Raw genomic sequence first — 14405 nt, 5'->3', positions numbered from 1 at the left:
TATGAAGCTAAATCTCAATTACACAGAAATGCCATTTTTACCATATCATCAACGTAAAGATTTACCTACAAAACCAGGTATTTATTATGTTGGTAGTAGTGATTTTCCTGTTATGTACATAGGACTTTCTCTTAATTTGAGAAATCGTCACCTAAATCATCATCGTCAATCAGAATTTGCAGAACTTAAAAATGCTGTTATACGTTATCGAGTTGTCACCGAAGATTTATTAAATAGAATTTCTAACCTTACAGAAAATCTCAGGAGACTAGAAAAGCAAGCTATTAATTATTATCAGCCAGAACTCAATAGAAAAGCTGTCCCTACTCAGCCTAAATTATCACTTGGAGGAGTTTACATTCAAACTCATCAAGTCGCAACAGGCAGGATATTGTCCACATTTTAATGTAGAAGATGGAGAAGAACTAGCCATTAATACAAGTTTAAGAAAGATAAGTTTAATAAATAAAGCTATTGAAAGTCAACGTCCTATTTTTTTAATAGCTTCTGGAAATTATGAAGATTATAAAATAGAAGATTATGATAATTTGTCTGAGTTAATTATGTTCAAACATGAAAAAATCTATATATTGATAAGCTGTTTTATTCCTTATGGTTGCGAACTTAATCACAGTTATGTGCAAGATCATATAGTATATGGAGGCAATTCTAAAATATTTATTGAACCTTACATTATTCTTAACAATCAACCTGGATTTAAGGAATTTAAAAAAAGTTATTTGACAGTAGGATTTACTAACTGTGAAAAATCTCCATTTGCTCAAATTTTGTTAAACTTAGGAGGTTTCCAATTAATTTAGATTATTTAATACATTAAATGGTTGGAATAGAGAAGGAAATAACTAATGTTTTTTTAACGGTTGCGTGGTGTATTGGACAAATACCGCAAAAGAAATAAAAAGTGTGATCGCATCTGCAAAATATACCGCTCTTTACACTGTATTTGGATTAACAGCTATAATTCCCTCAGAGGCATAACGGTTAAAATCACCTGTATTAAATGTCAGAATATGCGCTATATTATTAGCCTTCATAGTTGCAGCAAGACGAGCATCATGCACTTGAACACCTGATACACCAAATTTCACAACTAATTTACGCCACTCTGGGTAAACTGTAGGTACATCAGATAATAAGGGAAAAATCCGCTCAATTAATCTTAACTGTCTATCTGCATCTTTGGGTGTTAAACCAAATCCGTTTTTTGTAGCTGGCCTTGTAGCCACATTCCAAAACTCAGCACAATTTTGGGGAGTAGTTAACATTATATTCCCATCATTCTTCAGCTTTCTAACTGCATTTCTAATCACCGTATTTAATGGATCAGTACGCTGCACAAGGCGCAATAAAATATTCGTATCTACTAAATATTCCACTGTTAAGGATGATCCTCATAAATACTTTCACGACTAACAGCATAATCTGACAAAACAGGTGCATTTTTCCCAACACAAGCTGCAAAATCATCAGCTAATTCATCTAAAGTAGTTTCAAATTCTTCCTGATTTATCAGCAACTTCTCGAAACTTCCTTTACTTTTGCGCTGTGCTTCTTGAATAATTAACTGTTGGAAATATTCACTGGCTGAATTATAACCACCCTCAACAATTTGCTGTTCAATAAAACTTTTCAGTGATTCAGGTACAGAAATATTAATATTGGTCATAGTTTTTAACTTAGGTTTTACTAGGTTACTTGTATATTAACATTTTAGAGTTAAAATAAAAGATAACAGTTTCATTTTATCAAAATGTCTGAAACTATCACTCTCCAACTACCGGAAACCCTGGTGCAAAAAGCTAAAGAAATCGCTGCTTTTACCCACCGCCGTCTTGAAGATGTATTATTAGAATGGATTGACCGTGCTAGTAATGAATTACCTGTAGAATCATTACCAGATGAGCAGGTTTTAATATTGTGCGATTTGCAAATGGAAAGTCAACAGCAAGAAATTCTCAGCGACCTTTTAGCACGTCAGCAAGAAGGACAGCTAAATGATATAGAAAATAGCCAACTAGACGAGATAATGCAAGTTTACCGAAGTGGTTTGGTACGTAAAGCTAAAGCTTTAAAAGTGGCTGTTGAACGTGGTTTAATACCTGCGATTAATTAACAGTCATGGCTCGATTTTACATTCCTGTTGCTTTTTTGGGTTATACTTTTCTAAGTTAACTTTAAAACAATTAAATCTAAATGAATAATCAACTCTTGAAAGAAAAATTACAAGCAATAATTAATAAAATTCAAACTAAAGGTGATGGTTCTCCTGTTACTAATTTAAAGCTGGATCAAACTTTAGCTGAAGAAATTGAACAATTGACAACAGAACTAGAAAGTCTTAATCCTAATCCTCAACCTCTTCTCCATGCTACTGCTTTGTTAGATGGTGCTTGGCAACTTCAATACTCCACAGCTAGAGAAATACGTTCTTTAGCTTCCTTACCATTGGGTTTACAGATAGGTAAAGTTTATCAAGTAATTAATGTTGCTAATAAACTGTTTTTTAATCTAGCTCAAGTTAACCATCCTCTGGGGATAGTATCGGGATATGTGAAAGTAACAGCTAGTTTTGAACCTGCTGTAGATATATCCGGTTCAGCAGATAAACGCATTAATGTTGATTTTGATAAACGTTATTTAGCTATTGAAAAAATTCTGGGTATTGACACACCTCAACTAAATCCATTTAAAGTTGTCACAGCTAATAATCCTCAAGGTAGAATTGCTACTCTCGATATTACTTATTTAGATGAAACTTTAAGAATTGGACGTGGGGGTGATGAAAGTTTATTCATTCTTAATAAAGCCAATAATTTATCTAATTTACCTGCTGAACTAAGGTAATAGCAAGGGGTAAAAAATGGCAGATACAAATAAATTTGACTAATTTTCTTAGCTAAAGAATTTGTGATAAAAACTTCCGTGTTCTTTCTTCCTTCGGTTCAGTAAAAAACATATCAGGAGTCGCTTCTTCAACTAAAGAACCACTATCCATGAGAATGACTCTATCTGCGACTTCCCGTGCAAAACCAACTTCATGAGTCACTACCACCATTGTCATTCCCTCACTAGCAAGATTTCTCATCACATCTAATACTTCTCGCACCATTTCTGGATCTAATGCTGAAGTTGGTTCATCAAATAGCATGATTTTAGGTTGCATAGCTAAGGCACGCGCTATGGCTACTCGTTGCTGCTGTCCACCAGATAACTGTCCTGGATATTTATTTGCTTGTGCTAAAATTCCCACCCTTTCTAACAGTTGCATTGCTAATTCTTCAGCTTGAGCTTTTGGTAATTTACGCACCCAGATTGGTGCTAAGGTGATATTTTTTAAAACTGTTAAATGGGGAAATAAATTAAACTGCTGAAATACCATTCCCGTTTCTTTACGAATTTTTTCAATATTTCGTAAATCACGGCTGAGAGTAATTCCATCAATACTAATATTTCCCTGTTGATATTCTTCTAAAGCGTTAAATGTACGGATGAAAGTTGATTTACCTGAACCCGAAGGCCCCATTAAAACAACAACTTCCCCCCGATTGATTGTTAAACTCACTCCTTGAAGAACGTGGAATTTACCATACCACTTGTGAACATCTTCAGCAATAATAATCGGTGTTTGTTCTTCCATGAATTTCAACCTCAAATTGATAAATATAAATTGGATTTTTTAATTATTTAACTGTTTTTCTAGCCGTCGAGAAGCCAAAGACATTGAGTAACAAAATATCCAATAAATCAAGCCGATAAATATATATACTTCCGCATATCTCCCCAAAAACTGCGGTTGTGCTAAAATAGAGCGAGCAATTCCGGTTAGTTCGACTAATCCCACTAAAGATAAAAGTGAAGTGTCTTTAAATAAGCCAATAAACTGTCCAACAATTGCGGGAATAACAGCACGTAAGGCTTGAGGTAAGATAATTAATATTAATACTAAAGGTGTATTAAATCCTAGTGCTTTTGCTGCTTCGGTTTGTCCTCTGGGTATTGATTGCAGTCCACCACGCACATTTTCAGCCATGTATGCGGCACTAAATAGCACGAGTCCAGCTATTCCTCTGATTAAGCGATCTAAACGTAAATCTGTTGGTAAAAATAAGGGTAACATGACTTGAGCAATAAATAAAATTCCTATGAGTGGTAATCCTCTGACTATTTCAATATAGAGGATGGAAAACCAACGAATTATAAATAATTTACTTGTGCGTCCTAATGCTAACAAAACCCCAAGGGGAAAGGAAAGGACAATACTAATTACTGCCATTAATAAGGTCAACAGCAATCCGTTCCATAAGTTTGTTGATACAGATTGTAAGCCTAATCCTCCTCCTATTAGCCAGATAATCAGAGGGAAAGATAATAACCATGTTGGTGCAAGGGTAGGGATAATAATTTTAGAAAATCTGCGTTTTATGATATTTTCTTTTTTAGAAAATACGCTCCAAGTTATCCCGCTTAAAGTTATAATAATTCCTAGAACTATCCAAATTCGCCAATATAAGCTTTGAGGAAATCTACCAACTAAAAATAAAGGTAAATTAACTTGAATTACTCGCCATTGTGCTTGATTAAATACCCAATTTAAGAATCCTATAATTACCCGAAATATAAATACTGAACAGAAAATTGTTAATAAGCTGTTATACCAATTACTAAATAAATTTTGGCGTAACCAAGTAAGTTGAGTCATTGGAAAAATTTGTTGTTTATCTTTATTTATCGTCAGGATTCAGAAAACAAAATTCAGTATGAATCAGGGTTTTTGAGTTGAGCTTGATAATTTCCTAAAAAACTCGCTTTTCTATATTTTTGATTTAACAAATATTCTGACTCCTGATTCCTGATTCCTGAATTCTTAATTGTTATCTTTCTTTGATTTGCACGGAACGATTTAATAAGTTCATCATGAAGGAGATGATTAAGCTGAGGGTGAGATAGGTGAGCATAATTAATAACATCACTTCTACTGCTTTGCCGGTTTGGTTAAATGTGGTAGAAGCAACAAAATAAATATCAGGATAGCCGATTGCGATCGCTAAACTAGAATTTTTGGTTAAATTCAAATACTGGCTGGTAAGTGGGGGAATGATTACCCGCAAGGCTTGGGGAATCACCACCAACCGCATGACTAAACCGGGTTTCAGTCCTAAAGACCGTCCTGCTTCCCATTGTCCTTTAGCTACTGATTGAATTCCACCCCTGACAATTTCGGCAATAAACGCACCTGTGTAAAACGTTAATCCCAGCAGCAAAGTTGAAAATTCTGGAGAAAAGCTAAATCCAGGCAGTTCTACTCCATTTTGACTTAGGTAGACTAACCCCCAGACCGAAAATTTATTTTCTGCTTTAGGAAAACCAAGGAAAACAGCAAAGTACCAAAATAGCAATTGGAGTAATAATGGGGTATTCCGAAAAATCTCTACGTAAACTAGACTGATATTTCGCACTAACCAATTATCAGACAAGCGAGCGATTCCCGCTGTTATCCCTACAATTGTTGTCAGCAAAATTCCCACCACTGCTACCCGCAAAGAGTTGATTAAACCTATCCATAAAGCGCGGGTGTAGGTATCAGTAGGTTTATAACTAAGAGGAGTTTCGCCAATATCAAAAGATGCTTGTTGCTGAAGAAAATCAAAACCGAATTTAATGCCTAATTGCTGTAAATTCCGGTTGAGATTCATCCCCAAAATAGCAACTATTGCGATCACTAAAATTACAGCTATACATTGCGCTGCAAGTTGCCAAAAGCGGTAATCACGCCATATCGGTGGTCTTGAATTAGTCATTGGAAGAAGGTGACAGGTTACAGGTGACAGGTGACAGTAGGATGAGGATAGAAGAAAAATAATATTCCCCCTGATCTTTTGGTTCTCTCTGTTCTCTCCTACACCCTTTTTTCCCAGTCACGATTACCGGAATGGGGGAGAATAGAGTAAACCCCCTTTTGTCCAGAGTTGATTTTGACCACGGGGGAGATTAAGCTTTGTTTGTTTACCCAGATTGCGATCGTAAATTTCACTGTAGTTACCGACGTGTTTGACTATCTTCGCTGCAAAGTCATTTGTTAAGCCAAGTCCTGCACCCAAGTTGCCTTCTGTTCCCAAAAAACGCTTGATTTCTGGATCGTTACTGGTAGCAAATTGAGCTACATTCTGAGAATTAATCCCCAATTCCTCAGCTTTAATGAGAGAATAAACCACCCATTTAACTACATCACTCCATTGAGTATCACCTTTAGCGACTGCTGGTGCGAGAGGTTCTGAGGACAGTAACTCATCGAGAATTACATTATCTTCCGGTTTGGGTAAAGTCGTGCGTCGAGAAACCAAAGCCGAACGATCAGCCGTCACACCATCACAGCGTCCTTCGGCATAAGTTGCAAAGGTAATATTAACGTCTTCAAAAACAACAGGTTTGTAGGTAACACCTCGTTTCCGCATTTGATCAGCCAGATTCTGTTCGGTAGTTGTACCAGTTTGAGCGCAAATTGCTTTGTTTTTCAGGTCTGATAAGGTCTTGATCCCGCTATTTTTGCGAACCATGATTCCTTGACCATCGAAAAATACTACAGGTGCAAAATCCAACCCAACTGAAGTATCACGGCTGAGTGTCCAGCTAGTATTGCGACTGAGGACATCTATTTCCCCAGTTTGCAAGGCTGTAAATCTTTCTTTAGCATTCAGGTTGCGAAATTCTACCGCATCGGGATTATCAAACAAAGCTGCTGCCACAGCACGACAAATATCTACGTCAATACCGCTATATTTACCGTCAGTTCCCACAAAGCTAAATCCTGGTAATTCACCACTAACACCACAAATCAGTTTGTTACGGCTTTTAACTGTATTAGCAATATTCCGAGTCACCTGAGTTCCTGGATTATTGGCTGTATTGCCTGTTGTGCCTGAATCACCACCACAAGCACTGAGGGCGAAAATTAAAAAAGGAGCGATCGCTAATATGAAAGCCGATTTACGCATAAATTTTCCAGATATTCAAGGTATTCAAGCTGAATGCATTGAGCAATAACGTATAAATTATTCTCATAATAGTACAAATAATCATTTTTATATAGGACTTCTATTTGATTTTCAAACAGGATCGGTACACACTGAAAGTCTTCTTTCCTTTTCCCTAACTCAACGGAAAATTCATAAATCATTTAGGATTATTATATTAGTAATACATAATAAAATTTAGTTATTTGCTATCGTTCTATGTCGCCAATAATTTAAATGATTAAAAACATGAAATCGACATTCTATCCGACCATTTATATCTTTTTATATCAATAAATCCTGTCAAGATATGAAGATAAAAATAGGGGATTTATTGCATTAGATAAAAATAATGAGCAGATAAAGTGATATATTTTAGCTATTGAGATTGGTTAATGCACAATTATTAATCAACCAAACTCAAACATGAGCTTACCAGAAATTCGGTACTCATTTTCACTTTTTTAGCTCTTTTTGTGGAATCTGGATAAATTCTACACTATCAAAAAAAAGAAGCTGCACCAATCTAAATCAAGACCCATAGCAGGTTAAACTAGGTCTGGTAACAGCCGCTCCACCGTTCCTTATGAGGCTTTTATGGGAGCTAATCTGAAACAGATAGCCAATTATTTAGACAATCTTGGCTGGGAATACCGTTGTGATGATGATGAAGACAGAATTATTACAGGTGTAGAAGCTGATAACTTAGAAGACTTTCTGATTGTTGTTCAGTTAGATGAGGAAGGAAAATTTTTCCGAGTCTTTGCGCCTCAAGTTCTCGCGGGAGTGAAAGAGCATCCTCACAAAGCATCTATTCTCCAGACAATGCTGGCCATTTCTTGGGAAACCAAAATGCTGCAATGGGAATATGATCCATCCGATGGCGAAATCCGCGCCATTATTGAGTTTCCTCTAGAAGACTCAATTCTGACAGAAAGACAATTTCACCGTTGTCTCAGTGGATTAATTCAGGTTGTGGATAATATCGCCTTACCCCGACTCCAACAGGTGATGGCAACCGGTGAAGATCCTGGTAATATAGAACTTGGAGAAAGACTGTTACTTAGTATTCAGGAAGAAGCCCCAGGACTACTCGATCTGCTGGAAAAGGCCATGGCAGCTCGAAAAAAGCGGGGCAGTTTTCCAAACGAGTGAGGCGGATAATCACTGAAAATAGCTATACTCCAAAGTGATAACCTCACTATAATACTGAAATTTTTAAGGTTGGATTTTTATGACATCCTATACAACTTCCTCTGCCAAAGCGGAAATGAGTGAACTCCGGCGCTTGAAAAGCTTACTACCACCAGAATTGCAAAGTTGGGTAACGGTTGAAGGCACAACTGAAGTCAATCCACCCCTGGTTCGTTGCGAAGAAATTGGGAAAGACCAGGTAGAAATTCAAATTGACTTGGTGAAATGGGATGCTCTAGCAATGGATCAGCGTAATCTGCTGTTCTGGCATGAAGTTGCTCGTGTTCAAAATGACACGATTCCCAAAGATGGTTGGGAAATGGCAGCATTGGCAATTGGTTTAGGTGGTGCTGTCGGTGAATTATGGGTGCAGGATGGATTACTGCTAGTTTTAGCTTTAGCACTTTGTGGCGTATCCGGTTGGCGACTCTATCAAAAAAATAACGGGGATAAACAAATTAAAGAAATACTCGATGCCGACGAGAAAGCGATCGCACTAGCAACTCGCTTTGGTTATAGTCTCCCCAACGCCTACAAGAGTTTAGGTAGCGCCTTAAAAACTTTAGTTGAAAACACTCCCAACAAGCGCCAGCGCTCTCGCTACGAAGCCAGACTTTCCGCCCTCAAACGCAGCGCCAACAAAGCCAAAGCCAAATCTAAAACCATGAATGAAGGTGGAATGTAAGTACCGAGTACCGAGTACCGAGTATTGAGTACCGAGTATTGAGTAAGAATTTTCTCTCCCTGACTCCTGACTCCTGACTCCTGACTCCTGACTCCTGACTCCTGCCACTTACATCTGCTTCAGCATTTTGTGAGTTTGGGGGATTACCCGCACTTGTTTAACAAACTGCTTCATCAAAGCTTGCCATTCTAAAACTTGGTCTGGTGAAGGTGCCAAAACTGGTACTTGACTGAATTGTTCCGAATTTGCCAAAGGTGTAACAGGTTGCAGAAATATAGGGATATCCTGATGTACTCCCCCGACTAACATCCCAGCGCGTCTTAATTCATCAGGATCTGTCCTTTGAGAGACAATTATCTTGACAAAAACCTCTAAATTTGCATCAAAGCAGAGTTGGAGGAATTTTTCGTGTTCTGTCCAATGAGTTTCGCCACTAACACTGGGCAGTTTTAAATCCATACCCACAGAATCAAGGTAGGGGAGAATCATGGCTAATTGCTCTGGCCTATGCCCTCCAGATTCCAGATATATGGGTAAATTTGTGAGCGATCGCACTTCCGGGAGAAATTGTTCTAAAAAAGGGGCATGAAGAAGTGGTTCGCCTCCCGTTAAGCTGATGCTATCGTGTAAAGAAGGCAAGTTTTGCCTTTCCACCCATTGGAGCAAAATGGGCAAGGAAACAGGATTAGAGTGGCTTTCAAAGTCTCTGAATCCAGGTGAACGCTCTATCTTACATACAGCAGGTGCATTCCATGTCTGGGCGCTATCGCAGAAGTGACAACGCAAGTCACAAAGACCAAAGCGAATAAAAATCTGACGTGTCCCGACATTCAGTCCTTCCCCTTGAATAGCAGAGAAAACTTCAACCAGGCGTGCGGTAGGTTTGACTATAGTTTTAGCAATCATGAGATGATAGATAGCAGTGCGAAATCGCACCTAGTCGTCACAGCAGCAAGTATGTTTTTAGCTTCTTGTTCTATTGTGAACTCTAGCACGCGATTTCTAAGCTCTCCGCTAAAAACTAACTACTTGTCCTTAATCCTACTTTTTCAAAATTAGGTTAATTAATTTTCTAGGACAAAATTTATGTTTGGCAGATTAGATTTAGATGGCAACTAAAGTGCATAGCTTCATGAGTAGCCAACCCACAGAGGCAGATTTCCCAGTTACTTACCTTCAGGACACAGCAATCGTGCAAATGTCGATGCGTTTGAGCGTGCTTGAGGCTGTCAGCTTAAAGCAAACCTGCCGAAACTTAATGCAAGCTGATTCCCATCCCCAGCAAGTTGTCCTCGACTTCCAAAATACTATTTTTATGGATAGTAGCGGTTTAGGGGCTTTGGTAAGTAATTATAAATATGCCCAAGAACAAGGGATCTCATTCGTACTTCGTAATGTAACCCCCCAAGTGATGGCAGTGCTGAATCTGACAGGATTAGATCAGGTATTTTCTATTGAGTCTGTGAACAGCAGCAAAACAATAGAATCTAATCACCCTGGAGATAGTCGGAAAGACGTTGCTCGGAAAGTAGATCCGCTACCTCAGACTCATCCTTCTGTCACCTCTTGGATGAAAAGACTGATTGACATAGTGGGATCATTGACAGGTTTAGTAATTACAGCGGTTTTATTCATTCCCATTGCGATCGCCATTCAAGTCAATGATCCCGGACCAATTTTCTTCCGTCAAATTCGTTGCGGTTGGATGGGGAAGCGTTTCTATATTTGGAAATTCCGTTCAATGTGCGTGGATGCCGAAGCTAAGAAAGGTCAAGTCAAAAATCAAGTAGAAGGCGCTTTCTTTAAAAATGATAACGATCCCCGCATTACTCGCGTAGGTCGCTTTTTGCGCCGCACAAGTCTAGATGAACTACCACAATTCTGGAACGTCCTCAAAGGTGAAATGAGCTTAGTCGGCACCAGACCACCTACCCCAGACGAAGTAGAACGCTACGAAGTACCAGAGTGGCAGCGTTTTGATGTCAAACCAGGAATGACGGGCGAATGGCAAGTCAACGGACGCTCGACAGTACGCAGTTTTGAGGATGTCATTCGCCTGGATTTACAGTATCAAAAAAATTGGACTTTCGTTTACGATTTAAGGCTGATTTTCAAAACAATAGCCATATTGTTTAACAAAAACAGTGGGGCTGTTTAGCCAAAACCGCAAACTGAATTTTTTTTGATATGTAATCTACTGCTAAAACTACCAAATTTAATTTCTGAATTTACCCAAGCCCAAAGCGGTTCTGGGTAAATTTTAGCTGTTATTGATGGAGAGAACCTGAGTTCGGTGTTCGGAGTTTCTCCTCCGGAGACGCTACGCGAACGGAGTGATGATTTTTAAGAGCGAGAGAATAAGGCGTTGAGACTCATACTGGGGGCGAGTTTTCCACAAATTATCTTATGTCGAACTCAGGTGAGAGAGGGAACTCTGACTCTTGAATTATGCTGTAGTTGACAAAAAGTACACCAGAGAGAGAATATTAGGTACACAGCAAATACATTGTTTCCATAAAAATTTAAAAAGTATTAATAACTACATTTTTATAGGTTGTAAAATCTCAAAAATACAAAGTTTCTATAGACTTCATGGAACAGTTGCATCAAAAACTGCATCTTCATTTAAGAAGCTAATATCAAAATTTACATAATCTTCAACGAAAATTTACTGGCAAAAAATATGTATAAAGAGATAATGAATTTATACAGGTGACTCTATGATCCACAGTGACTTTAAAAACAAATACTGATTTTCGTTCAACAAAAAACCAGGAAACTCCGACTAATTTGTTATGCGGATTTTAATTTACTCCTACAATTACCACCCAGAGCCTATTGGTATAGCCCCGCTAATGACTGAATTAGCAGAGGGACTGGTCAAACGTGGACATCAAGTACGCGTAGTTACAGCTATGCCCAATTACCCGGAACGTCAAATTTATCCAGACTATCGGGGTAAGTTGTATTTAAACGAACAAAAGGAAGGAGTTGATATCCAACGTAGTTATGTTTGGATTCGTCCCCAACCAAACCTGTTAGATCGAGTGATGCTAGATGCTAGTTTTGTAATTACCAGTTTTTTTCCGGCCATCATGGGTTGGCGACCTGATGTAATTATTACTACGTCACCATCTTTACCAGTGTGCGTACCTGCTGCACTTTTAGGATGGTTACGCGGTTGTCCTGTGATCTTAAATTTACAAGATATATTACCTGAAGCAGCTATCCACGTCGGTCTGCTGAAAAACAAATGGCTGATTAAAATATTTACAGCATTAGAAAAATTTGCCTATTCATCCGCCAGTAAAATTAGTGTAATTGCTGATGGGTTTGTAGAAAACTTGCTTTCTAAGGATATAGCAGCCGAAAAAATCGTCCAAATTCCTAATTGGGTTGATGTCAACTTCATCCGTCCATTACCACAAGAAGATAACCCTTTCCGTGCTACACATAACCTAAATGGTAAATTTGTGGCTTTATATTCTGGCAACATTGCCTTAACACAAGGCTTAGAGACAGTGATTAAAGCGGCTGTAAAACTACGTGATATCCCAGAAATTGCTTTCGTGGTTGTCGGTGAGGCCAAAGGCTTGCAGCGGTTGCAACAGCAATGTCTTGACTGGGGCGCAGATAATGTTTTGTTATTACCTTTTCAAGACCGAAAAGATCTGCCGCAAATGTTAGCAGCAGCAGATGTGGGTTTGGTAGTGCAGAAAAAAAACGTGATTTCCTTCAATATGCCATCAAAAATCCAAGTTCTACTTGCCAGTGGCAGAGCCTTAGTGGGATCTGTACCGGATAATGGTACGGCAGCGAGAGCAATTAAACAAAGCGGTGGTGGAGTGATTGTACCTCCAGAAGATCCCCAAGCTTTAGCAACGGCAATTTTAGACTTGTACCAAACTCCGGAAAAGGTAAAAACCCTTGGTTGCAATAGTCGCCAATATGCGATTGAGCAATATGCATTTGAGCAAGCCTTAAATCAGTACGAAACATTGTGCCACTCGTTGATGGCAGATGGTAAAGCAATTCAACCAATAGTGATTACTAAACAGGAAGTTTAATAGCTTTTAAAGGTATATGTGTATTTCTTAACCTGATATGACTAAAGTTGCATGGTGTGGTTCGGCAAGCTCACCAACCACATCAGATATCAAATATCTGTTTATTTGCAGGATTTATAAAGTCTAACGCACCCTGCTGATATGCCAATTGCGTAAGTCCTGATTCACGAACTAGTCAAATCTGATATAATTTTATTGATAGGTGTAATACAAATTAAATGCTGAAAAGCAGCCTATTTAACTTTTGTTAAATAATTTTACAAAAAAGCTCCTAGGGCATAGGACTTTAAAGCTCAGTTAATGTCTTCAAAGAAGAGTCGCTGAGAAGCCCACACTTACCTGTTCACCGAAGGGTAAAGGAGTGTGTGGAGTATGTCACTATTCAAAAAAACCTATTCACACAATTGTCGGTTTGTTGTAAGTACATCAGACAAATTGTTATAAAAGGAAAAAAGCACCTGAGGTTTAATGACTGATTATTTCCAAGGAAATTTCCCCCTACAATCTGTTCCACTGACAAAGAATACTGTGAACAGATCAATGGCTCAAACTGATGATGGCAGTGGCAAATTAGCTATAACCATCGCCGAAGCTGGGTCAGAACGCAAAGCTGGCGAGATTTTACTGCTCAGGGTAGCAGAGGTTTCTTACCTGTCTGACTACTTTGTGATGATGACTGGCTATTCTAGGGTACAAGTCAGAGCGATCGCAGCAGCAATTGAAGCCAAAGTTGAAAGCGATTTGCAACGTCGTCCCCTAAGAACAGAAGGAAAGGCTGAGGGAAGTTGGGTGCTACAAGACTATGGCGACGTGATCGTTCACATCATGATGCCAAAAGAACGTGAGTTTTATAATTTAGAAGCGTTCTGGGTTCATGCCGAACGCATTTCGCTACCAAACTCCGATGACGGTGAGGATCAGCCCAGATGATGAAATCCTCGGTTTCTAATTGCCCAGTTCCTACAGAACAACAACCGCTCAATGAGTACGAAGAGTTAAAAAATGCATGGCTGTTTCGTGATAGCGCTGCAAAGTGGCGCGATTACACCAGCAAAATTTTTTGGATTTGGAGTTGGTCGTGGCTATTGGCAGGGCCTGTAGCTGCGGCCAGCTTTCCTCCACAAAAGAATCTGGTTTATTTTGTGCTGTGTGGAGCAGCCACAGCGAGCGTTGGAGTGGTGATGGTATTGGTGCGGTTGTACTTGGGTTGGTTCTATGTGCGCGATCGCCTTTACAGCCCCACAGTATTCTATGAAGAATCTGGTTGGTACGACGGACAAACCTGGACAAAACCCCAGGATGTCATCACACGCGATCGCTTGATTGTCTCCTACGAAATTAAACCCATTCTCCAACGCTTACAAATTACCTTTGCAGCCTTGGCTTTAATGTATCTTATTGGTACTATAGTTTGGCATTTGTTATAAA

At 38.8% G+C, this 14405-nt stretch carries 17 protein-coding genes; 10 read left to right on the top strand and 7 right to left on the bottom strand.

What is annotated here, in order from left to right:
- Window position 1 precedes the first annotated feature (1 nt).
- Both AC012T_RS20485 and AC012T_RS20480 read left to right on the top strand, forming a co-directional pair.
- The gene (locus tag AC012T_RS20485; RefSeq protein WP_487060561.1) at window positions 2-406 is read left to right on the top strand and encodes a GIY-YIG nuclease family protein; all 405 of its coding nucleotides are present in this window, start codon (window positions 2-4) and stop codon (window positions 404-406) included.
- Window positions 345-821, top strand: coding sequence for a hypothetical protein (locus AC012T_RS20480; RefSeq protein ID WP_487060560.1), 477 nt, complete (start codon window positions 345-347; stop codon window positions 819-821). The genes AC012T_RS20485 and AC012T_RS20480 overlap by 62 nt, the downstream gene beginning before the upstream one ends.
- Window positions 822-953: 132 nt before the next feature.
- On the opposite strand, the gene AC012T_RS20475 is transcribed toward AC012T_RS20480, so the two are convergent.
- Window positions 954-1397: a type II toxin-antitoxin system VapC family toxin gene (locus tag AC012T_RS20475; RefSeq protein ID WP_487060559.1), complete on the bottom strand. Its 444-nt coding sequence runs from the start codon at window positions 1395-1397 to the stop codon at window positions 954-956.
- A 2-nt stretch (window positions 1398-1399) separates the two neighbouring features.
- On the bottom strand, window positions 1400-1687 hold the full coding sequence (locus AC012T_RS20470; protein WP_487060558.1) for a ribbon-helix-helix domain-containing protein: 288 nt from the start codon (window positions 1685-1687) through the stop codon (window positions 1400-1402).
- An 84-nt stretch (window positions 1688-1771) separates the two neighbouring features.
- Between AC012T_RS20470 and AC012T_RS20465 the strand changes: the two genes are divergently transcribed.
- Window positions 1772-2134: a hypothetical protein gene (locus AC012T_RS20465; RefSeq protein WP_487060557.1), complete on the top strand. Its 363-nt coding sequence runs from the start codon at window positions 1772-1774 to the stop codon at window positions 2132-2134.
- Between the two features lie 80 nt (window positions 2135-2214).
- Entirely contained in the window at window positions 2215-2865 is a 651-nt protein-coding gene (locus AC012T_RS20460; protein ID WP_487060556.1) for a PAP/fibrillin family protein, read from the top strand.
- Between the two features lie 52 nt (window positions 2866-2917).
- Here AC012T_RS20460 and AC012T_RS20455 read toward each other — a convergent pair whose 3' ends face one another.
- From AC012T_RS20455 to AC012T_RS20440, 4 genes are all read right to left on the bottom strand, one after another.
- Entirely contained in the window at window positions 2918-3658 is a 741-nt protein-coding gene (locus AC012T_RS20455; RefSeq protein ID WP_487060555.1) for an amino acid ABC transporter ATP-binding protein, read from the bottom strand.
- A gap of 39 nt (window positions 3659-3697) precedes the next feature.
- Complete coding sequence (locus AC012T_RS20450) at window positions 3698-4720, bottom strand: amino acid ABC transporter permease (RefSeq protein ID WP_487060554.1); 1023 nt, start codon at window positions 4718-4720, stop codon at window positions 3698-3700.
- A gap of 172 nt (window positions 4721-4892) precedes the next feature.
- On the bottom strand, window positions 4893-5819 hold the full coding sequence (locus AC012T_RS20445) for an amino acid ABC transporter permease (protein ID WP_487060553.1): 927 nt from the start codon (window positions 5817-5819) through the stop codon (window positions 4893-4895).
- A gap of 123 nt (window positions 5820-5942) precedes the next feature.
- Window positions 5943-7013: an amino acid ABC transporter substrate-binding protein gene (locus AC012T_RS20440; protein ID WP_487060552.1), complete on the bottom strand. Its 1071-nt coding sequence runs from the start codon at window positions 7011-7013 to the stop codon at window positions 5943-5945.
- Between the two features lie 615 nt (window positions 7014-7628).
- Here AC012T_RS20440 and AC012T_RS20435 point away from each other — a divergent pair.
- Together AC012T_RS20435 and AC012T_RS20430 are read left to right on the top strand one after the other, a co-directional pair.
- On the top strand, window positions 7629-8186 hold the full coding sequence (locus AC012T_RS20435) for a hypothetical protein (RefSeq protein WP_487060551.1): 558 nt from the start codon (window positions 7629-7631) through the stop codon (window positions 8184-8186).
- Window positions 8187-8265: 79 nt separating this feature from the next.
- The gene (locus AC012T_RS20430) at window positions 8266-8910 is read left to right on the top strand and encodes a DUF3318 domain-containing protein (RefSeq protein ID WP_487060550.1); all 645 of its coding nucleotides are present in this window, start codon (window positions 8266-8268) and stop codon (window positions 8908-8910) included.
- A gap of 108 nt (window positions 8911-9018) precedes the next feature.
- Here AC012T_RS20430 and AC012T_RS20425 read toward each other — a convergent pair whose 3' ends face one another.
- Window positions 9019-9816 (bottom strand): 7-carboxy-7-deazaguanine synthase QueE, encoded by a 798-nt coding sequence (locus AC012T_RS20425; RefSeq protein WP_487060549.1) that lies wholly within the window; start codon window positions 9814-9816, stop codon window positions 9019-9021.
- 202 nt (window positions 9817-10018) lie between these two features.
- Between AC012T_RS20425 and AC012T_RS20420 the strand changes: the two genes are divergently transcribed.
- From AC012T_RS20420 to AC012T_RS20405, 4 genes are all read left to right on the top strand, one after another.
- A complete protein-coding gene (locus AC012T_RS20420) occupies window positions 10019-11068 on the top strand; it encodes an anti-sigma factor antagonist (protein ID WP_487060548.1) in 1050 nt (349 codons plus the stop codon).
- Between the two features lie 637 nt (window positions 11069-11705).
- Complete coding sequence (locus AC012T_RS20415) at window positions 11706-12977, top strand: glycosyltransferase family 4 protein (protein WP_487060547.1); 1272 nt, start codon at window positions 11706-11708, stop codon at window positions 12975-12977.
- A gap of 468 nt (window positions 12978-13445) precedes the next feature.
- Window positions 13446-13907, top strand: a complete 462-nt coding sequence (rsfS, locus tag AC012T_RS20410; RefSeq protein ID WP_487060546.1) for a ribosome silencing factor — start codon at window positions 13446-13448, stop codon at window positions 13905-13907.
- Window positions 13904-14404, top strand: a complete 501-nt coding sequence (locus AC012T_RS20405) for a CGLD27 family protein (RefSeq protein WP_487060545.1) — start codon at window positions 13904-13906, stop codon at window positions 14402-14404. Before rsfS ends, AC012T_RS20405 begins: the two co-directional genes overlap by 4 nt.
- Window position 14405 lies beyond the last annotated feature (1 nt).

The organism is Anabaena sp. EIM26, from assembly GCF_057568715.1.
Note: the sequence above shows the minus strand (reverse complement) of the source record. Positions and strands in the feature narration are given on the sequence as shown.

Bases quoted from the DNA above. Each gene is read 5' to 3' on its own strand.
- AC012T_RS20415 (WP_487060547.1), top strand. From the start codon at position 11,706: ATGCGGATTTTAATTTACTCCTACAATTACCACCCAGAGCCTATTGGT.
- AC012T_RS20450 (WP_487060554.1), bottom strand. From the start codon at position 4,720: ATGACTCAACTTACTTGGTTACGCCAAAATTTATTTAGTAATTGGTAT.
- AC012T_RS20465 (WP_487060557.1), top strand. From the start codon at position 1,772: ATGTCTGAAACTATCACTCTCCAACTACCGGAAACCCTGGTGCAAAAA.
- AC012T_RS20430 (WP_487060550.1), top strand. From the start codon at position 8,266: ATGACATCCTATACAACTTCCTCTGCCAAAGCGGAAATGAGTGAACTC.
- AC012T_RS20435 (WP_487060551.1), top strand. From the start codon at position 7,629: ATGGGAGCTAATCTGAAACAGATAGCCAATTATTTAGACAATCTTGGC.
- rsfS (WP_487060546.1), top strand. From the start codon at position 13,446: ATGACTGATTATTTCCAAGGAAATTTCCCCCTACAATCTGTTCCACTG.
- AC012T_RS20420 (WP_487060548.1), top strand. From the start codon at position 10,019: ATGGCAACTAAAGTGCATAGCTTCATGAGTAGCCAACCCACAGAGGCA.
- AC012T_RS20425 (WP_487060549.1), bottom strand. From the start codon at position 9,816: ATGATTGCTAAAACTATAGTCAAACCTACCGCACGCCTGGTTGAAGTT.
- AC012T_RS20485 (WP_487060561.1), top strand. From the start codon at position 2: ATGAAGCTAAATCTCAATTACACAGAAATGCCATTTTTACCATATCAT.
- AC012T_RS20470 (WP_487060558.1), bottom strand. From the start codon at position 1,687: ATGACCAATATTAATATTTCTGTACCTGAATCACTGAAAAGTTTTATT.
- AC012T_RS20445 (WP_487060553.1), bottom strand. From the start codon at position 5,819: ATGACTAATTCAAGACCACCGATATGGCGTGATTACCGCTTTTGGCAA.
- AC012T_RS20455 (WP_487060555.1), bottom strand. From the start codon at position 3,658: ATGGAAGAACAAACACCGATTATTATTGCTGAAGATGTTCACAAGTGG.
- AC012T_RS20460 (WP_487060556.1), top strand. From the start codon at position 2,215: ATGAATAATCAACTCTTGAAAGAAAAATTACAAGCAATAATTAATAAA.
- AC012T_RS20405 (WP_487060545.1), top strand. From the start codon at position 13,904: ATGATGAAATCCTCGGTTTCTAATTGCCCAGTTCCTACAGAACAACAA.
- AC012T_RS20440 (WP_487060552.1), bottom strand. From the start codon at position 7,013: ATGCGTAAATCGGCTTTCATATTAGCGATCGCTCCTTTTTTAATTTTC.